This is a genomic window from Microscilla marina ATCC 23134 (assembly GCF_000169175.1).
GTDB lineage: Bacteria > Bacteroidota > Bacteroidia > Cytophagales > Microscillaceae > Microscilla > Microscilla marina.
The window spans coordinates 174,951-193,901 of sequence record NZ_AAWS01000007.1 but is presented as its reverse complement, the minus strand read 5'-3'; the positions used below and the strand labels follow the sequence as shown (position 1 = coordinate 193,901).

The window sequence follows — 18,951 nt, the reverse complement described above, 5'->3', positions numbered from 1 at the left end:
ATGGAAAATTTAACCATAGAGGCTACTGAGTATAAACCGCGCATTGATTTTGATGCAAACTCTGGCGTATTAGAAGTTTCGAAAAACTCTTACGGAGAGTATACATTAGAATTTTTTAAGCCGGTATTCGAATGGCTCAAAGAATATACTCAGGAAGAAGGCAGAAAAATCGAGTTAAATTTTAAAATGACTTACTTTAATACCAGTACGTCACGCCGTTTTTTGGAGATACTCAACATATTGGAAGATTATTACGAAAACAAGGGTGGAGAAGTAAAAGTGAACTGGTACTATGATGAAAACGACATGGACATGCTGGAACAAGGAGAAGACTATCTAGAGGATGTGAGCCTACCTCTAAACTTGATTCCTTTATAGGCATTACGTGATTTTTTATTAAAAAAAGGAGGCATTCGGCTTATACCAAATACCTCCTTTTTTAATTTTGCTGTATACAAGCTTTCGCTACACTACATCATATTTTTTAACTCTGAACCTAACAAATATATAGGAGATAAAAAAGACAATAATGACCACTGCAGCCACGGTCAAGAGTCTATATTCAGTAATCTCTCCTTTCAAAGCACGGTTCATACGCCACATTTTAAGTACCACAAATACCAAAAACATATTGAGTACTCCTATAAAAGTCATCAACCAGGTATCCATTACAGCATAGTAATGATCGCGTGACTCTTCGTCTTTCAACCAAAAATCTGAATTTGGGGTAAAAGTTTTGAGCGCCTGCCTGGGCAATGCATGAAAGAGGTTTTTGAGTGCTACTGCCAAACCATTTAATAACAATATAAAACCTGTACCTACCCAAAATACCATGTTAGAAGTAGTAGACAATGCGGGCTTTTGGTTGGCGTCGAAATAGATGACCAGTCCCTTTGAATATAAATTAAGGTCATAGTACATCCCCAATAAAGCCATAAAGAAAAAAATGATTGTAAGTATTCTTACAATACTAAATACCTTTGCCATAGAATTAAATCATTCAGTTGTATATCTTTGTTTTAATTTGAGCCTTTTTTTCAATTATCTTATCCCACTTGCGTGTAAATCAGCATATTCTCCATTCTCCTGTAAAAGTAATTCAGCGTGAGTTCCACGCTCTACAATGTGCCCTTCTCTCACCACTAATATTTCATCTGCATTCTGAATGGTGCTCAAACGGTGAGCAATCACTAAAGATGTTCGGTTTTGCATCAGATTATTGATGGCGTCTTGTACCAATTGCTCTGTTTTAGGATCCATCGCCGCAGTAGCTTCATCTAATAACAGAATAGAAGGGTTTTTAAGTACCGCCCTTGCAATCGTAATTCGTTGCCGCTGTCCACCCGACAACTTATCACCCCTATCTCCTACCAAAGTTTGATAGCCCTGAGGCTTTTCTACAATAAAGTCGTGGGCATTGGCTATTTTTGCCGCCCTTTCTACTTGTGCATAGGTAGCATCTTCTACCGAAAAAGCAATGTTATTGAATATAGTATCATTGAACAGTACCGCTTCCTGACTTACAATGCCAATGTGTTGCAATACCGAACCTAATCGATAATCCTGTAGGTTTTCACCATCAATATAAATTCCACCTTTTTGTATATCATAAAAGCGAGGAATCAAATCGGCAATGGTAGACTTGCCACTTCCGGTTTTGCCTACCAAGGCTACAGTTTTACCCTTTTCCAGTTTAAAATTAATCCCTTGGAGAACCCAATCTTCTTCGTAGCGAAAGTGTACATCTTTGAACTCAATCTCGCTTTTAAACTCTTTTAATTCCAGTGCATTTTCCTTGTCGTTAATTTTCACCGCTTCATCCAGAATATTAAAAATACGATTGCCTGCTGCCAAACCTACCTGTACACCACTTGAAGCTACAGTTAGCCCTTTTGCGGGACGCATTACTTGCGAGAATAAAATAATATAAGTAATAAACTCGGTAGGCTGCAATAAAGGTTGTTCTCGTAGAATAAGGCTACCACCGTACAATAATATACCTACAACTACCAAAGCTCCGGTAGCCTCTGATATAGGTGATGCCATTTCGCGGGTACGAGCCATTGCGCGTACTACATCGCCGTAATGTTTATTTTCTTGGTCAAACTTGCTCCTTATATAACTAATCGCATTAAAGCCTTTGATTACCCTTAAGCCACCGAGTGTTTCATCCAGAATACTCATAATCACTGCCTGAGACTCTTGCAGTGAGTAAGATTGTTTTTTGAGCTTGTTGTTCAGAAAAGCAATAATGGTAGCAGATACAGGCAAAAATACCAGTGTAAACAAAGTGAGTGGTACCGAAATATAAAATAGCACAATGAAGAAGCTTACTAGTTGTATGGGGTGTTTGAAAAGTAGCTCTAAGCTATGAATTACCGCCCACTCCAGGTAGTTGGCATCACTGGTAATACGCGACATTAAATCGCCTTTCTTTTGGTCAGAAAAATAGCCCAGATGTAAAGAGGTTACTTTCTCAAAAAAAGTAGCCCTTACATTTTCTATCACCCTTGCCCGCATATACTCTTTTACCCTTATAGATAAATAAAGGAATATATTGGATAAGAAAATAGACGCAAGAAATATAATGCAAACAAATATCAAGGCTGAGTAGGCGCCTTCGGTAAATACCAGTTTTTTGAAAAAATAATTAAAATAATCGAGTAAGTATTGAAATGCTTTGCTCAGTTCAAAAACTGGTTCTTTTGGAACTTCTTTCACTTCTGCTTTACCAAATAGTACTTTTAACAGGGGAATTAAGAGGGTAAAGTTAAGTACCCCAAATATGGTGGCAAATATGGAGTATATAAAGTAAGGAATAGCATATTTGCTCAGCGGCTGAGCAAATGAAAGTATTCTAAAAAAAGTTTTCATTCAGGTGTATTTAAATAATGGTCACTTTTGTAGATAATGCCCAATAAAGCCGCAAAGTTAGCGCTTTTGTTAAAAAAACAGTAATCTCTGATAACAATTTGACAAAGGGTCGTTTATGAGCTCTTTAAGCAACCAATATTTTTCTACATTTGTTCTTTATCAAAGCATACATTTTTAAGTATATTATATATGCATATTTTACAAATCTGTAATGGCAGGGTGCCTGTGCAAAAATACGGTGGTACTGAACGAGTAGTATGGTGGTTGAGTAAAGAGTTGCACAAAAGGGGGCATCAAATCACTTTATTGGTGCCTGAGGGGTCAAATGCAGGCTTTGCCAAAGTACTTACTTACAACCCTGCGCTAAGCATTGACCAACAAATACCCGAAGAAGTAGATATAGTACATGCCCACCTTCCTATTACTCAGCCATTGAGTAAGCCTTATGTAGTAACCATGCATGGCAATAGTGGTCCTGGTGAAAACTATGATATCCATACTATTTTTGTATCACATAATCACGCACAACGCCATCAGGCAGAAGCCTTTGTATACAATGGGTTGGGGTTAGACGACTACGGAACCATTACATTAAATGCGTCGAGGCAACACTTGCTTTTTTTGGGGCAAGACAGAAAAGAGAAGAACTTGAAAGGATGCCAATATATAGCCAATAAAACTGGAGAAACATTGGTAGCAGGGGGAGCAGAAAAGAAAAAACCTTTGTTGAGTTTTCAAAAAGACAATACTATATACAAAGGAATGGTAGGAGGCGAAGATAAGCTTGAACTGTTGCGACATAGCAAAGCTTTGTTATTTCCAGTGCTCTGGGATGAACCTTTTGGTTTGGCTATGACCGAAAGCTTGTATTTTGGTGCTCCTGTATTTGGCACTTGCTATGGGTCGTTACCCGAAATTATCACTAAAGAAGTGGGCTTTTTATCTAATAGTAAGGAGGAGTTGGTGGCTGCCGTTCAAAACTTGCAGGACTTTGACGCTCAAGCCTGCCACGAATATGTTTGCGACAATTTTTCGGCAAAACAAATGACAGACAAGTACTTGATGTACTATGAGAAGGTTCTAAACGGTGAAAGTATCAACGCCGCCAGACCTCAATCAACGCTCACCAAAAAATTTAAGCGGTATAAATTTTAAACTATCAATATGAATGCTTTAGTTTTAATGACTGATTTTGGGCTACGCGACCGATTTGTGGCCAGCATGAAAGGGGTGGCTTTAGGAATAAACCCTGCGTTGCCTATCATAGATCTTACGCACGAAATTGCTCCTTTTAATATTTGGGAAGCTAGTCAAACACTGGCACACACTATTCCTTACTGGAGTCCCGGAACTGTATTTGTGGCAGTAATTGACCCAGGAGTAGGTACTCAACGCCGTTCGGTAGTGGCGCTTACCAATAACGATCACCTGATTGTCACCCCAGACAATGGCACCCTTACTCTGGTAGCTCAAGAGCAAGGCATTAAAAACGTATACCTTATTGACGAAGCAATACACCGACGTCCTGGTTCTGACTCTTTCCATACGTTTCATGGCAGAGATGTATATGTGTATGTGGGGGCACTACTTGCCAGTGGTAAACTAAAGCTCGATGATGTAGGAAAAAAACACACAAAACCTTTGACCCAACTACACATACCCGAAGCTGAAATATTGCCTGATGCAGGGCTAAAAGGAATCATTACTAAGACAGAGCACCCTTATGGCAATATTGTTACTAATATACCTTATTCATGGATAGATGCTTTGGGAGCGAGTGTAGATCAAAAATCTATGCTTCAGGTAAGGATTTGGCACAAAGAAACACCTGTATTTGCCGAAACGCTTGGAATAGTAAAAAGCTTTGGGTTTAAAAGTGCTGGAACTCCTTTGTTATACCAAGATTCACAGGGTAATCTGGGGCTGGCAATCAACCAAGGGAATTTTGCCAAGGTATATGGTATAGGGTCAGGCACCGATTGGCGCATAACAACACATCAGATAACCACTGATTCTTAAACAACTTTTTTCTTCTTTTTTGCTTGTTGGCTTTGCTATCAAATATTAATCGATGTTAATCAAGTATTTTGTATTTACCATGGCATATTTGTTGTGAAATGATATACACATCTCAACAGGAGATCATGACCCCTTGCCACTATATTACGTAACTATTAAAAAGGCATAGTAAGATTAAGGCTTAATGAGACAAACAGCATCTATGATAAATGCATCAAATAAATTATACTCTCCAACAGCGTACCTAGAACTGAAAGGTACGCTGGACCTTAGCAAGGAATATTTCTACTCAGATTGGTTATCTGTAGCAAACACAACTAAAAACCATCAGTTGATTGCCTCTAACCTTGTCAATATTTTTTCTGAGCACTTGAAAAACAATGATGCAGCTAGTGTTACCGGGCAAGACGATGTACCTCCTTATTTATTGTACAGTGATGGTATTCGTTTTGAAGCCATCAAAGACCGGTTTTACCCCAGTCCTGACTTGTTTATTACCCAATATCCTGATGAAGACTGTCCGGTGGGCTTTAAACGAGAGCCGTTGCTTGCGGTAGAAGTGTTATCTAAAATTACTGATGAGTTTGACCGTCATTGTAAGCTCAAAAAATACATGCAAGTGCCCACCCTACAAGTATACTTAATGGTATCTCAATACACCTTCAGGGTAGAGTTGTATACACGTAGTCAAACATCTGCCCCTTGGGGGTACGAAAATTTTGACACCTTGGAAAGCCTGGTATCTATTCCTTTGATAAACCTCGAAACTACCGTGGCAGAAATATACCACAACACAGGTATTGTGCCCAAGGCTTTTCCTCCTCCTAAAAAATAAGCACATATTTGCTCAAGTTCTATACTCTTCATTTCCCTGTTGCCTTCGTTGTTGAGAATATATCTAAGAATCTTGGATGCTTTTTCCAAAATAATTTGAAATGTTTTGTATATTTAAGAATGGTAATTGCTATACCTGATTTGAAAAGAGGCAAACATCAATCATATTAACTCGCGTGACTGAAAGTAAATATTTTATTCTATCCAATGACTTTCGGTTTTACATCCAAATTTTTTAAGGTCTTCTAAGATTTTTTACCCCTATGAAATTAGATGTCAGATTTATAAAATCGGTACTCACTATTTATGATGAACTAGTAACCAATGGAATTTCTTTGGTATACCTGGGTGAATTTAGTCATCAAATTACCAAAATGTTTACTTCTATGGCAGAAGATGACATGGACAAAAACCAAGAAGAACTGTCGGTCAAGCGTAAAGTGTATCATGTAATGGTAGAAACCTTACAAAACATGAATAAACACTCTGACGAAATTGCCGAGCAAGGCTCTATAGGAAAAGGGTTGTTTATGATTGGTAAAAAAGATGATACATATTATGTAATCACCTCGAATAAGGTATCGAGAGAAAAACAACCGATTCTTGAAGATATGCTCCAGCGTATTAATGCAGCAAGCAAAACGGAGCTCAAAGAAATGTACCGCAAGCAAATCAAAGAAGGTAAATTGTCTACCAAAGGAGGGGCTGGCTTAGGCTTGATTGACATTGCCCGGAAAACTACTGGAAAACATGATTATCACTTTTTGCCCCATGACGACAACAATTCTTTTTTTATTCTGAAAGTAGAAATAAACACCGGGAAAATCAGAAAAGAGATAGAAGAGTTTCATGCTTTACAGAAAAAGAAACCAAAAAACTAACTCACAGTTTACTCCGTCAGATGGTTAATTGTTGACATAACACAAGAATCAATGATTAACTATCTGTGGCTAAAAAGGCAACTCATTTTCACAATCCCACACAAAATCTTTGTTGCAGGCATTGGCAAACAAGCTGTACAAATACTCGCCTTTGCTGGCAAGCACATAATACCAGTTAAACTGAAATACCTCTCCCATTTTACGCATAAAAATATCATAGCTGCCTGCTTCTACTCTAAATACCTCTTTGAATTTGTCTATTGATTTAACATCACACAATATAGGTTTACTCATCTTCTTTCACTCTTAGTGATTACACGTTTTTTAGTTCAATTACTGTTGTATATCCCCCTTTTTTTTAGCCAAAATACCATTGCGAAACAGGTGTTAAAAGGGTGTTAAAGCCTCAAGGCTGATGGTATGGCTTTAATTCTTCTCCGTATTTTAGTATTGTAAAACTACTAGAAACACGAAATCATGGATATGCGCACTTCCCTCATTTTTATCTTGCTTGCAGGTTGGTTTTTGAACGCCTGTGCTCCTCAACAAAAAAAAAACACCTCCCAGGAAAAAGCCAATAACGCGCCTGAAAAAAACAGCCTATCACTTACCAAGGAGCAAAAGATAGTCAATACGGTGATTGCTCAACATGGGGGTGATTTGTACAAAAAAGCCCAGGTATCGTTCGACTTCCGAGACATTCATTACACCTATAAACGTAACGGAGGAAAGTATCAATACGAGCGTAGTTTCAAACATGATTCACTGGGTCAGGTGCATGATGTGTTAACAAATGAAGGGTTTACAAGAAGAGTAGAAGGCAAGGAAGTGGCAGTGAATAAAGAATGGACAAATAAATATTCAAATTCTATCAACTCAGTGGTGTACTTTATGTTTTTGCCTTTTAATTTAAACGACAATGCAGTAATAAAAAAATATATGGGCGAAACCACCATCAAAGGGCAACCTTACCACCAAATACAGGTCACATTTAAACAAGAGGGAGGAGGAGAAGACCACTCGGATGTATATATGTATTGGATGCACAAAGAAAAAAACACGATGGATTACTTTGCTTACTCTTATGAGATACATGAGGGGGGAGTAAGGTTTAGAGCTGCTTATAACCCACGTACTATTGAGGGCATTACATTTTTGGATTACGAAAATTACAAAGCAACCAAAGGTACTGACCTTAGTGAACTCACTAAAATGTATGAAGCGGGTAAACTAAAGCTGTTGTCTAAGATTGAAAATAAAAATATCAAGGTAAGCCTGATTAAATGATAAATAGTGGTTAAACTACAACAAACAATCAAACACTTGATCTTTGAAAATGAGCGCTGTTTAAAATTAGTCAAAATACTGCCCACTCCGAACTTGATTCGGAAAATCCAGCAAACAGATGAAGCTCCACGAAACCAAACACCCTCTAAATCAGATACTTACAGTTTGATTTGATGAAAATAAGCCGGGCTTGGCATTTGTACTTCAGGTTGCTTTGCTTTAATTTTTCCCTCCCTTTAACTTTCATCTTTGTTTTGGCTACGAAAAAGCCTAAATTTGCCCCCCATTGACATCGTTTATATAAAATGAATAATAAATTCGCATTCACTGCCATACTAGAACCAGCCTCTACTGGCTTTCGTGCCAAAATAGAGGAGTTACCTGCAATAACTACCACAGGACCTAAAATAGCGGGTATAAAAAAAGAGTTGCTCAAAAAATTGGCAACTCATCAAAATATTAGTCAAGATCAAATTATGCTTACCATTTCGGTGAGGGTAGAGATTGATTAGTAATAATACCCCTCCCTCCTATCTTTTTTTGATCAACCCAAAACACGTAAAATAACACTTGATGCAAGCCATAGTCCAAAACAAGCGTTTTTTGTACCTGGTTATAGGTATTATTGTGCTCAATTTATTTATCAATAACTGGTCTATCTCTTTTTGGGATCAGGATGAATCGGCTTATGCCGGATTTGCCCACAATATGCGAAAAACCAGCAATTGGGTTGTACCTGAGTTTGATTGGTCGGAACCTCACCGAAAAACACCGCTTCACTTTTGGGCAATCGCCGGATCATTTTGGTTGTTTGGCGAAAATGAATTTGCCACACGTTTTTCCAGTGTACTTGCCCTATTATTGGCAGGCTACATGCTGTTTGCCTTGGGCAAAAACCTATTTGGGCGCGAAACCTCACTACTGGCTGCGATCTTAATGCTGTCGTCTTTGTTTCTGCCTAGCCTTGCCAAAATAGGAGTTACCGATGCTACCCTGATGTTTTTTGAAACTGGGGCTGCTCTTGCCCTGCTCAATTTTATGCATCGTCCTGCCTGGAAATGGACTTTGCTGCTTTGGCTGATGGTAAGCGGGGGCATTATGGTTAAAGGTCCTCCAGTGCTTATTTTAGTATTTGGCATGATAGGCATGCTCTTCATATTTCATCCAAAGCGTTGGCGGCTGGTACACCTACACCCCTGGATTTTTGTACCACTTACGCTGGTTCCTTTGTATGTATGGGGGCAAGCTGCCTGGCAAGCCGATGGGGGTAAGTTTATCACTTGGTTAATTGACTGGTATATACTCAAAAGGGTAAGCGGCAATGTATTTGGACAAACGGGTCCTCCAGGCTACTTTTTATTGGTGTTTTGCATTGCTTTTTTACCGTGGCTCATGTACTTCCCTAAGGGCTTGGAAGACTTATTTAGCCATTGGCGTAAAAGGAAAAACGACGATTATTATTGGTATATGCTTGCCTGGCTCAGTGCAGGTTGGTTTGTATATGAGTTAGTGTCCAGCAAACTGCCTTCGTATGCGTTGGGGGCTTATCCAGCGGTAGCAGTCATTATTGCCCGACAAATACTACAGGTAAAAGCGGCAGACTTTACCCAGCTCAAAGTTTTGCGGGTGGGTCTATACATTTATTTGGTATTGGCACTTATTATTTCGGCAGGGCTTGTAGCAGGCAGTATTTTGTTTTTAGATACATTAGGTGTTGTAGCAGCAGTGATACTGGCAGTGCTTTGGGGAGGCTTAAGTATTTATAACTTTATAAACTATAAAAAAGGGGCGGTAGACCTGGGGCTTAAGGGCAGTTTAGTCAGTGCATTGGGCTTTTTTCTTATTGCCTGGGGGCTGATTGTGCCTTCACTGGATACATCACGTTCAGCCACCCGACAGGTAGCCCAATTGATTGAAAAAACAACTCCAGCGAAAACCAAGGTAGTACTTGCTCACGAGTTTTTACCTTCTATGCCTTTTTACATGATTTCGGTCGATCATCCTTACCAAAAGTTAAGCCCTTATAACCACCTAAAGGGGGAGCATTTTATGCAACTCAAAAAACTATACGATGCTCAAGAGCCTATAGCCATCGTGCTCAACGAAGAGATGTATATGCAGTTTAGGGCATACATGCACCAAAAGCTTTGTTATTACTGCCCTTATAATTATAAAGAACCCACCACTTATCAGTATTACATGAACTTGTCTGACAAGGTATTTGCTCAGGTACACTCAATAGATGGTTTTATTACAGACAAAACCCGCCCAGAGAGGTATTGGGTAGTGTATAACCGGAAGTTTTAAAAAAACAGCATAAACATACAGCCCCTGATAAATACATATTTATCAGGGGCTGTATAATTCATACCACTTTGTAATTTTTATACTCACCAATGCGCCACCCAGTAAGCTTTTCTACCATCGTAAGAAATGCCACTCTTGCCGAATAGTTCTTTTTGGCAATGTCGTGGTCAAACTTCCAGTTCATACGGTCAATGCGAGCTTGCATCACTTTGGGGTGGGTACCTTTAAACACGCTCAATGAGTCAATGTTAGAGTAATCAAACTCGCTGGCTTGTCCTACAAACTGGGCTACCTCGTCATCGTTTTTCCACAGGCTATGAAAAGCCCTTTGTTTATCTTGTTGCTTGTCGGGCTCGCGCACCCAACCATAGTGATAAATGTAGGCATCAATCAATTTTACGCGCAACTTATCGTTAGGTTGTTTACGAAAACCTTGAGCATCGCGGTAAGCAAAAATATCTTTGCGATTGCGCACCACTCTTATTTCACGCCGATACCACTTGCGCGAGTCTGCCACATAATCATAAGAACCATAAAAGTGTTGGTACTTAAACAACAACCCATCTATTTTGGGGTTGTCTTTGTACTTGAGCATTGCTTGCTTTACATTGTCAAGGTATTGTTCATGTATCACTTCGTCGCCTTGGATGTAAAACGCCCAGTCGGAGTCTTCGGCAAGTGCCGCAAAAGCTTTATCGGTTTCTACAGCCAACACCCTCCCTCCTTCTCGCAGGCGATCATCCCACACGGTTTCTATAATTTTTATTTTAGGAGAATCAATAGACCGAATCAGTTCGAGTGTTTCATCTTCTGAGTCGCCTATAGCTATTACAAACTCATCGCATATAGGCAATACCGAAGTAATGGCTTCTACAATAGGGTAGTCTAACTTGACCGCATTGCGCACAAAACTAAATCCTGAAACCTTCATATAAATTACGAATTTGGGAATTACGAATTACGATTTTTTTCAATTGTGAGCGTTATAAAGCGCATACTATACTATTCATATAAATTACGAATTTGGGAATTACGAACCGATCGTAGGGAGCTCTGCGAAGCTAATTACGATTTTTTCAATTGTGAGCGTTATAAAGCGCATACTATACTATTCATATAAATTACGAATTTGGGAATTACGAACCGATCGTAGGGAGCTCTGCGAAGCTAATTACGATTTTTTCAATTGTGAGCGTTATAAAGCGCATACTATACTATTCATATAAATTACGAATTTGGGAATTACGAACCAACCGTAGGGAGCTCTGCGAAGCTAATTACGATTTTTTTCAATTGTGAGCGTTATAAAGCGCATACTATACTATTCATATAAATTACGAATTTGGGAATTACGAACCGACCGTAGGGAGCTCTGCGAAGCTAATTACGATTTTTTTCAATTGTGAGCGTTATAAAGCGCATACTATACTATTCATATAAATTACGAATTTGGGAATTACGAATGAGTAAGCCAATTCCAAGGGTATTTACGATTTTAATTACGAATTGACGCAGAAAATCAGCGTTCTATAAAATCGGTAATAGACTTGAAGAGCAGTTCAAAGCTTGAGGCTGTAGCAGCTATCGAACAAGTTAACTACGTTTTTTCCCACAACAACTACTTACAATATTCGATTACTTTTCCATCTGCTTGAGGATGATTCAGGTTGGCGGCTTGCTTAAGGTGCATACAAGCATCCTCTTTTTTGTCTGCCAACAGTTCGGCCATACCTAAAGCATACAAAGCCTTGGCAAAGCGGGCATCTAGTTGTACTGCTGTTCTAAAATCAGCAATAGCTTCTTTAAACTTTTTTTGAGTGTACAAAATATTGCCTCGGTTGTAATAGGCGTTTTTATTTTGCTTATTTCTTTTGATTACTTCATTAAAGTCCTTCAAAGCTGCATCGTAGTTTTGCAGTTGGGCATTTACTACCCCTCGGTTTAGGTACAAATCAGGCACATTATTATTCAATGGAAGGGCTTGGGTATAGTCTGCCAAAGCACCTTTTAAGTCGTTGGTTTCACGTCTTACGTTGCCTCGGTTCATAAACGCCTTATAATCTTTATCGTTTAACTTTATAGACTGGTTAAAGTCTAACAAGGCATTGTCATAATCTTTCAGGCTAAAATAAGCGGCACCTCTGGCATTAAAAGCGGCATAGCTTTGTGCATCTTTTTCTACTGCCCAATTAAAATAACGCACTGCTTCTTTAAAGTTACCTTCTTGCATAAATGTACGTCCTTTTTCTAAAAATGCCTCCGATGATTTGCTACATGCCTGACACATCAGCAGGGTAATAATAACTATGTATTTGGCTAAATTTTGCATTTATATTGTCGTGTTTGGTCTATAGCATTTGTAGTTATAAATCTCAAGCAACCAGGGTTAGGTATACTAAAGTACTACCAATGGCTATGTTATTCTTGTACTATTATTTTTCAAAAAGTTCAAGGGCTTGTACAAAAAAAGCCTTGCTGAACTCAATTGTTCGGCAAAGCTTTTAATAAATTGCTTATGAAAAAAATATTTTTAAATTTTTCGAGCGTAATGGCTTATTGAATTTTAACACAAAGCCACCTACACATCCAACAACTCTACATTATCAACCTCCTTCTCCCTTAGAGATAGAGTCACGCATATCGGTATCGGCTTCTATGTTTTTCATTCGGTAGTAATCCATAATACCTAAATTACCATTGTTGAATGCCGACGAAATAGCTTTAGGAATCTCTGCTTCGGCTTCAATTACTTTGGCGCGGGCTTCCTGGGCTTTAGCAATCATTTCCTGCTCGTTGGCTACCGCCATTGCCCGTCGCTCTTCGGCTTTGGCGTTGGCAATTTTCAGATCTGCTTGGGCTTGTTCAGTTTGTAACTTTGCCCCAATGTTTTCTCCTATATCTATATCGGCAATATCAATAGATAAAATCTCAAAAGCACTACCTGCATCTAAGCCCTTTGCTAATACTAGTTTTGATATACCGTCTGGATTTTCAAGTACTTCTTTGTGGTTGCCCGAAGAACCAATAGAGGTTACGATACCTTCGCCTACCCTGGCTATAATGGTGTCTTCACCAGCTCCTCCTACCAATTGGGCAATGTTGGTTCTTACGGTTACCCTGGCTTTGGCAATCAATTGAATCCCATCTTGCGACACAGCTGCCACTGGTGGAGTATTGATTACTTTAGGTGTTACAGAGGTTTGTACAGCTTCAAATACATTACGACCAGCCAGGTCAATGGCTGTAGCTTGCTTAAACGAAAGCTGAATATTAGCTTTGTTTGCTGAAATCAAGGCACGAATAACTGATGGTACATGCCCACCTGCCAAGTAGTGTGTTTCAAGATCATCAGCGGTAAGCTCCAAACCTGCTTTAGTAGCGGTAATCAGCGAGTTGACTACAGTGCTGGGGGGCACCCGTCTAATACGCATAAAAACCAGTTGGAAGAGGTTTACCTTTACTCCAGAAAATATTGCTGTAATCCAGAGATTGACAGGTACGAAATACATAAAGGCAAAAAAGCCTATTATGGATGCCACCAAAATGGCAATAAATGTTGGTTCCATACTTGATCTATTTGTTTTTGTTAGCTATTTTATAATAATCTACAGCCTTGGCAGGGCTCCAGGTTTACCCTGTTCCACTAGCCACTAACAAGTTTATAACTTTGTTAGTGAGAGGTATAGTTAAACTTACCATTACTTCGCCAAGACCAAATTTAAGGACATGTTTGCATAATGGCTTTGTCCTTCTTCGTTGAAAAGCCAAGTAGTGTTTCACTAAACTTCATTCCTAATTCAATCATTGACTAAGTACTAGTACCTTAACCACTAAATACCTAACCCGTTATTTCGGCGATTTTTGCCCACTGACTTTACTTAAAAAAACTTGCGTAGCTAAGGCTATGCGCGATTTTTGAAGTGCGTCAGAAAACAAAACCGAGCTTTTCGCGAGCTCAACGTAGTTAATTCACCCCAAATAAAAGGGCATTTACTCAATGTTTAAGGTACTAGTGCATCAGGTACTAAGTTACTCACATATTATTTGGCGACTTTTGCCCCCTGACTTCCTCGTAAAAAAGTTAGATAGCTAAGGTTCCGATATGCATCGGAATTCAGAAAGCGAACTATCCGCCATTTTCACGACTCGTCAGAAAACAAAACCGAGCTTTTCGCGAGCTCAACGTAGTTAATTCATCCAAATTAATAGGCAACTTATTTAATCCCTAATGCACTAGTTAGGATGCCATCACCAAATTGTAGTGAAGTGTTTTGAGCCTGAATAAAAAAAACTATCAAACCGAAAAAACGGTGGAGTATTAATTTCAATGAGGCTATTCTTAAACATAAGAATTGTTGAGCATTTTTCAAACGAATGGTTTGAAAATAACCTACAAAAGACATTAGTTTGTGTTACTATTCACTCTTTGGATCATAAAAATAAAATAATGAACAATGACACTCCCAACAGAGAAACAATATTGCAAAGCGATGAAGTGATATTGAGAGTATTGACAAGCTCAGATGTACCTGATATTGCCCGACTGATGAACAACAAAAACATTTGGGACAATGTACGTGACTACATTCCTCACCCCTATACCGAGCAAGATGGGCAAGCATTTGTAGACGCCACCCAAACAGAAAACCCACCTCTTACTTTTGCCATCACTCATCAAGAAGCATTATGCGGAGTAATTGGCTTGGTGAGGCTGGTCAATGAACAACGCCATGTAGCCGAGCTTGGCTATTGGTTGGGGGAGCCTTATTGGGGAAAAAATATTATGACCAAAGCACTTAAGCTCACCACTGATTATGCTTTTCAACAACTGGGCATTATTCGTCTCCAAACTATAGTGTTTGAGTACAATACAGGCTCTATGCGTGTGTTAGAAAAGTGTGGCTACACAAGGGAAGCGGTTTGCAAAAAAGCGATTATCAAAAATGAAAACATATGGGATGCTCATACCTTTGCTTTGGTGCAATCTGACTAAAGTTGAAGTACAGGCTCCACTCTCCTACTTTTTAAGCAGCCAACGGCGTAACCAACCCATGTTCTCTACATCATTGGCGCGGTATTTTAGCAAGGTATCCATTTGCTTTTTTACCGAGCGTTCCACTTTTTCGCGTACTGCCATTTGAGCTGCTTTGTCGTCTGCCTTTCCGGCAAACTCGCTCACATCTATAGGTTCGCCAAATGACAGATAAAGGCGTTCGGGGCGAGGCAATAGTGTCCAGCCCAAACCTTTTACTATAGGAGGAAGCTCCTCACCATCACGAATGTATTTGGCAATTCCTGTATATTTAAGAAAACGCCCCAACCAGGTATTCATCATGTCATCAGCATCGTAAAGAATATCCATGGCATCTTCCAGACCTACCGATGCCAGTGGAATAATGGGGTAATTATGCTCTATAGCCATATGAGCAAAGCCACTACGGTTTTGCCAGTTTACTTTATATTGCTCGTTTTTGCGTTTAAACGCTTCTCTGGCTCCTCCCGGAAACACCAACACGCTTTCTCCAGCAGTCATCAATGCTGAGCAGTTTTCACGTGAAGCTTTGACCATTCCCATTTTTTCCCAAAACTGGTTCCAACCTGGTACTTTAAAATGAAAGGAATCGGCAAGTGAGCGTAGCATAATGTCTTTTTTGAGCAGCAACTCGGTCACGTAAAAAATATCGGTAATACTAAGTAAGGTATGGTAACCTACAAAAAAATAAGGTCGACTATTATCTATATTATCCAAACCCAAAAACCTGGGGGTAAAATAACTATAAAACGGTGCAGAAATATTGGCTACAAACTCTTTGGATGGTGGTTGAAAATTTAAAAAATCGAGCGTTGGAGCGTTCTCTTCGATGTTGGCGGGTAGATTGACTGCATTGGGTATTAGAGGAATCCGTTTACTTTGCTCTATTTTTTTTGAGTCGTTGTCTTCTTGGTCTTGATGCTCGTTCATTGGGTATGGTGGTTACTAAATATAAAAGGATGATCAAAACTACAACTTTCCTTTTATACCCCAAAATCTACCTACAACAAAGGAAACGTTCTGCTCAGGCGAACCTTTGCGATCAATATTATCGTCTTACATGTACGTTTGACTTTCTACCTGTATGCTGTAGAAGAAAATAAAAATTCGGGCTAAAGAAATCAAAATTATACTATCTTTGCTATAAAAAAGACTATATGCGCAAACTATTTATTGTGTGGGTAGTGGGCTTGTTCTCTGTAAACATGGCATTGGCTCAAAACTCTACCCAATCCCCTTCTAAATTCTTGGGTTATCAAATGGGGCAACGTTTTACTTTTCATCACCGAGTAGTAGACTATGTTCAACACTTGGCTACCTACTCCCCCAGGGTTAACTACATAGAATATGGTAAAACCAATGAAGGGCGCCCTTTAGTGGTTGCAGTTATTTCTTCGCCCGAAAACCTTCGTAAGCGGCAACAAATTCAAGCAAATAACCTGATTGCTGCTGGGCTCAAATCAGGCACTGTACAAGGCAAACACCTACCCTTTGTGTGGTTGAGTTACAACGTACATGGAGATGAAGCATCTTGTACTGAGGCGGCACTTATTACATTGCATACCTTGGCTACTTCTAACGACTCTAATATAAAAGCCTGGCTAGACAACTTGATCATAATGATCGACCCTTGTGAAAACCCTGATGGGCGAGAGCGTTATGTCAATTGGTTTAACCAAGTGGGTAGCCGTATACCTAACCCATCGCTCAATGGCTGGGAACACCACCAAGGTTGGGCAAGAGGGCGTTTTAACCACTACATGTTTGACCTAAACCGCGACTGGGCGTGGCAAACCCAGATAGAGTCTCAGCAAAGGGTAAAACTATACCAACAATGGATGCCGCATATTCATGTCGATTTTCACGAAATGAACCATAACAACTCCTACTTTTTTGCTCCGGCAGCCAAGCCCTACCATCAAGACATTACCCCTTGGCAAAGAAAGTTTCAAGAGTACATAGGTGCCAATCATGCCAAGTATTTTAATCAAAAAAAATGGTTGTATTTTACTCAACAAGTGTATGATTTGTTGTACCCCAGCTATGGCGATACCTGGCCTATGTTCAATGGAGCCATGGGATTTACTTATGAACAGGCTGGCTCAGGGCGTGCTGGGGTAGCAGTTACCCAGAACACTGGCGACACGCTCACCCTTAGCAAGCGTTTTACCCGCCACGTAACTACAAGCTTGTCGACTATTGAAATCGCCTATAAACACAAAGACAAAATTTTAGAAAAGTTCAAGAGTTATTTTAAAGAAGCAGTAAAAAATCCACCAGGAAAATATAAAACTTATGTAGTTAAAAATCAGCAACAAAAAGCCAAGGTAAATGCTTTACTGCGATTGCTCGACAAACAGCAAATAAGGTATCAGGTAGCCGAAGAAAGTAATAAAAAACTTACTGGTTTTGATTACCGCAATAAAAAAGCAAATCAAGGTTTTAAAGTAGAAAAAGACGATGTCATCATCAGTGCCTACCAACCTAAAGCTGTATTGGTAAAAGTACTATTTGAACCTGAAACTTTTTTGGAGGATTCGCTTACTTATGATCTCACCGCTTGGTCAGTGCCTTATATATATAATGTAGAAACGTATGCTACCACGGCAAAAATAGAGGGTAAAAAAACTACAGAAGCAGCCAGTACATACCGTGCCGCAAGCCCTGAGGGTGAAGCTTTACCTTATGCATATATCAGCAACTGGGAAGGGTTTAACCAAGTCAAGTTTTTATCTGCATTGCTCAAGCAAAATATTCAGGTAAGGTTTAGTCGTGAACCATTTACCATTGCCCGACAAAGGTTTAACCGGGGCACCCTGGTTATTTTGTCTGCCGATAACAAACGCAATAAAAATCTGGCTTACGTATTAAACCAAGCAGCTGTAGAATTTCAGGTACAGTTGACCCCAGTAAATACAGCCATTGTAGAAAAAGGGCAAGACTTGGGCACAAGTGCTTATCGACGCATAAAAAAGCCTAACATTGCTTTACTTGCTGGCGAACATATTTACAATACTGCTTTTGGCGAAATATGGCACTTTCTTGAAAAAGACATACACTATCCAGTGACAGTGATCAATACCAAACATTTATCTGAAACCGATTTATATAAGTTTGATGTTTTGATATTACCTTCTGGCAATTATGAAGAAATAGACCAAAGGTTTACCAACTTTGTGCAACAGGGTGGTAAAGTGATTGCGATGGAACATGCGCTTAGGGAGTTTAGGCGAGACAAACGTTTGTTATTAAGTAAGGGATCTTTCAGAAAGCGTAGTGCTAAAAAAAGAAAACGCCAACACATTACCCGGTTCTATGGACAAAGTCGTCAAAGGTTGATGAACAGGGTTGCAGGGGCTATTTATAAGGTAAACCTGGACAATACTCACCCGTTGGCGTATGGCGAAGATAAGTTTACATTTTTGATTAAGCGCAATAACAGTTTGCTTCCTTATTTGCCCAGAGGCGGCTGGAACGTGGGGCGTTATGGCAGTGATAGTCACGTCAGTGGTTTTGTAGGTGCCCATCTCAAAGAACGCATCAACCAAACATTATCGCTTGGGGTAGAGTCGTATGGTAAAGGCAAGCTCGTCTATATGGCAGACTCCCCTATTTTTCGCGGGTTTTGGTATGGAGGCAAGTTGCTATTTGGCAACGCTTTGTTTTTTGTAGGCAATTAAGGATTCTTCTATAGGCCACTCATAAAAAAGGTTCCAG

The 18,951-nt window shown here is 39.5% G+C and carries 17 protein-coding genes; 10 read left to right on the top strand and 7 right to left on the bottom strand.

The features are described from left to right. Positions 1-378 (top strand): DUF1987 domain-containing protein, encoded by a 378-nt coding sequence (locus M23134_RS08130; protein ID WP_002695310.1) that lies wholly within the window; start codon positions 1-3, stop codon positions 376-378. Positions 379-465: 87 nt separating this feature from the next. Here M23134_RS08130 and M23134_RS08125 read toward each other — a convergent pair whose 3' ends face one another. Continuing rightward, positions 466-987, bottom strand: a complete 522-nt coding sequence (locus M23134_RS08125; RefSeq protein WP_002695308.1) for a hypothetical protein — start codon at positions 985-987, stop codon at positions 466-468. A 54-nt stretch (positions 988-1,041) separates the two neighbouring features. Beyond that, entirely contained in the window at positions 1,042-2,874 is a 1,833-nt protein-coding gene (locus tag M23134_RS08120; protein WP_002695306.1) for an ABC transporter ATP-binding protein, read from the bottom strand. 189 nt (positions 2,875-3,063) lie between these two features. On the opposite strand from M23134_RS08120, the gene M23134_RS08115 reads away from it, so the two are divergent. From M23134_RS08115 to M23134_RS08100, 4 genes are all read left to right on the top strand, one after another. Then, a complete protein-coding gene (locus M23134_RS08115; protein WP_002695304.1) occupies positions 3,064-4,029 on the top strand; it encodes a glycosyltransferase family 4 protein in 966 nt (321 codons plus the stop codon). Positions 4,030-4,038: 9 nt separating this feature from the next. Continuing rightward, complete coding sequence (locus M23134_RS08110; RefSeq protein WP_002695301.1) at positions 4,039-4,893, top strand: SAM hydrolase/SAM-dependent halogenase family protein; 855 nt, start codon at positions 4,039-4,041, stop codon at positions 4,891-4,893. Positions 4,894-5,095: 202 nt separating this feature from the next. Further along, complete coding sequence (locus tag M23134_RS08105; RefSeq protein WP_002695299.1) at positions 5,096-5,728, top strand: Uma2 family endonuclease; 633 nt, start codon at positions 5,096-5,098, stop codon at positions 5,726-5,728. Between the two features lie 262 nt (positions 5,729-5,990). Further along, positions 5,991-6,608 (top strand): SiaB family protein kinase, encoded by a 618-nt coding sequence (locus M23134_RS08100; protein WP_002695298.1) that lies wholly within the window; start codon positions 5,991-5,993, stop codon positions 6,606-6,608. A 69-nt stretch (positions 6,609-6,677) separates the two neighbouring features. On the opposite strand, the gene M23134_RS08095 is transcribed toward M23134_RS08100, so the two are convergent. Next, positions 6,678-6,902 carry a hypothetical protein gene (locus tag M23134_RS08095; protein WP_002695295.1) on the bottom strand — a complete coding sequence of 75 codons (225 nt, stop codon included), beginning with the start codon at positions 6,900-6,902 and terminating at the stop codon, positions 6,678-6,680. Positions 6,903-7,091: 189 nt separating this feature from the next. Here M23134_RS08095 and M23134_RS08090 point away from each other — a divergent pair, with 189 nt between their 5' ends. The 3 genes from M23134_RS08090 to M23134_RS08080 all read left to right on the top strand — a co-directional run bounded on the left by M23134_RS08090 (position 7,092) and on the right by M23134_RS08080 (position 10,202). After that, positions 7,092-7,895 (top strand): DUF6503 family protein, encoded by an 804-nt coding sequence (locus M23134_RS08090; protein WP_002695294.1) that lies wholly within the window; start codon positions 7,092-7,094, stop codon positions 7,893-7,895. A 305-nt stretch (positions 7,896-8,200) separates the two neighbouring features. Next, positions 8,201-8,407 (top strand): hypothetical protein, encoded by a 207-nt coding sequence (locus tag M23134_RS08085; RefSeq protein WP_002695291.1) that lies wholly within the window; start codon positions 8,201-8,203, stop codon positions 8,405-8,407. A 61-nt stretch (positions 8,408-8,468) separates the two neighbouring features. Beyond that, positions 8,469-10,202: an ArnT family glycosyltransferase gene (locus tag M23134_RS08080; RefSeq protein WP_002695286.1), complete on the top strand. Its 1,734-nt coding sequence runs from the start codon at positions 8,469-8,471 to the stop codon at positions 10,200-10,202. Positions 10,203-10,260: 58 nt separating this feature from the next. Here M23134_RS08080 and M23134_RS08075 read toward each other — a convergent pair whose 3' ends face one another. From M23134_RS08075 to floA, 3 genes are all read right to left on the bottom strand, one after another. Beyond that, positions 10,261-11,133 carry a glycosyltransferase family protein gene (locus M23134_RS08075; RefSeq protein WP_002695284.1) on the bottom strand — a complete coding sequence of 291 codons (873 nt, stop codon included), beginning with the start codon at positions 11,131-11,133 and terminating at the stop codon, positions 10,261-10,263. Between the two features lie 687 nt (positions 11,134-11,820). Further along, positions 11,821-12,531 (bottom strand): tetratricopeptide repeat protein, encoded by a 711-nt coding sequence (locus M23134_RS08070; RefSeq protein ID WP_002695282.1) that lies wholly within the window; start codon positions 12,529-12,531, stop codon positions 11,821-11,823. 274 nt (positions 12,532-12,805) lie between these two features. Beyond that, positions 12,806-13,768, bottom strand: a complete 963-nt coding sequence (gene floA, locus M23134_RS08065) for a flotillin-like protein FloA (protein WP_002695280.1) — start codon at positions 13,766-13,768, stop codon at positions 12,806-12,808. Positions 13,769-14,649: 881 nt separating this feature from the next. Here floA and M23134_RS08060 point away from each other — a divergent pair. After that, complete coding sequence (locus M23134_RS08060; protein WP_045113208.1) at positions 14,650-15,195, top strand: GNAT family N-acetyltransferase; 546 nt, start codon at positions 14,650-14,652, stop codon at positions 15,193-15,195. A gap of 24 nt (positions 15,196-15,219) precedes the next feature. Here M23134_RS08060 and M23134_RS08055 read toward each other — a convergent pair whose 3' ends face one another. After that, on the bottom strand, positions 15,220-16,164 hold the full coding sequence (locus M23134_RS08055; RefSeq protein WP_002695276.1) for a lysophospholipid acyltransferase family protein: 945 nt from the start codon (positions 16,162-16,164) through the stop codon (positions 15,220-15,222). Between the two features lie 227 nt (positions 16,165-16,391). Between M23134_RS08055 and M23134_RS08050 the strand changes: the two genes are divergently transcribed. Next, positions 16,392-18,914, top strand: coding sequence for a M14 family zinc carboxypeptidase (locus tag M23134_RS08050; RefSeq protein WP_002695274.1), 2,523 nt, complete (start codon positions 16,392-16,394; stop codon positions 18,912-18,914). Positions 18,915-18,951: the final 37 nt, after the last annotated feature.

What these genes read in the sequence shown, in the direction of transcription:
- M23134_RS08130 (WP_002695310.1), top strand. Translation starts at nt 1, where the DNA reads ATGGAAAATTTAACCATAGAGGCTACTGAGTATAAACCGCGCATTGAT.
- M23134_RS08125 (WP_002695308.1), bottom strand. Translation starts at nt 987, where the DNA reads ATGGCAAAGGTATTTAGTATTGTAAGAATACTTACAATCATTTTTTTC.
- M23134_RS08120 (WP_002695306.1), bottom strand. Translation starts at nt 2,874, where the DNA reads ATGAAAACTTTTTTTAGAATACTTTCATTTGCTCAGCCGCTGAGCAAA.
- M23134_RS08115 (WP_002695304.1), top strand. Translation starts at nt 3,064, where the DNA reads ATGCATATTTTACAAATCTGTAATGGCAGGGTGCCTGTGCAAAAATAC.
- M23134_RS08110 (WP_002695301.1), top strand. Translation starts at nt 4,039, where the DNA reads ATGAATGCTTTAGTTTTAATGACTGATTTTGGGCTACGCGACCGATTT.
- M23134_RS08105 (WP_002695299.1), top strand. Translation starts at nt 5,096, where the DNA reads ATGATAAATGCATCAAATAAATTATACTCTCCAACAGCGTACCTAGAA.
- M23134_RS08100 (WP_002695298.1), top strand. Translation starts at nt 5,991, where the DNA reads ATGAAATTAGATGTCAGATTTATAAAATCGGTACTCACTATTTATGAT.
- M23134_RS08095 (WP_002695295.1), bottom strand. Translation starts at nt 6,902, where the DNA reads ATGAGTAAACCTATATTGTGTGATGTTAAATCAATAGACAAATTCAAA.
- M23134_RS08090 (WP_002695294.1), top strand. Translation starts at nt 7,092, where the DNA reads ATGCGCACTTCCCTCATTTTTATCTTGCTTGCAGGTTGGTTTTTGAAC.
- M23134_RS08085 (WP_002695291.1), top strand. Translation starts at nt 8,201, where the DNA reads ATGAATAATAAATTCGCATTCACTGCCATACTAGAACCAGCCTCTACT.
- M23134_RS08080 (WP_002695286.1), top strand. Translation starts at nt 8,469, where the DNA reads ATGCAAGCCATAGTCCAAAACAAGCGTTTTTTGTACCTGGTTATAGGT.
- M23134_RS08075 (WP_002695284.1), bottom strand. Translation starts at nt 11,133, where the DNA reads ATGAAGGTTTCAGGATTTAGTTTTGTGCGCAATGCGGTCAAGTTAGAC.
- M23134_RS08070 (WP_002695282.1), bottom strand. Translation starts at nt 12,531, where the DNA reads ATGCAAAATTTAGCCAAATACATAGTTATTATTACCCTGCTGATGTGT.
- floA (WP_002695280.1), bottom strand. Translation starts at nt 13,768, where the DNA reads ATGGAACCAACATTTATTGCCATTTTGGTGGCATCCATAATAGGCTTT.
- M23134_RS08060 (WP_045113208.1), top strand. Translation starts at nt 14,650, where the DNA reads ATGAACAATGACACTCCCAACAGAGAAACAATATTGCAAAGCGATGAA.
- M23134_RS08055 (WP_002695276.1), bottom strand. Translation starts at nt 16,164, where the DNA reads ATGAACGAGCATCAAGACCAAGAAGACAACGACTCAAAAAAAATAGAG.
- M23134_RS08050 (WP_002695274.1), top strand. Translation starts at nt 16,392, where the DNA reads ATGCGCAAACTATTTATTGTGTGGGTAGTGGGCTTGTTCTCTGTAAAC.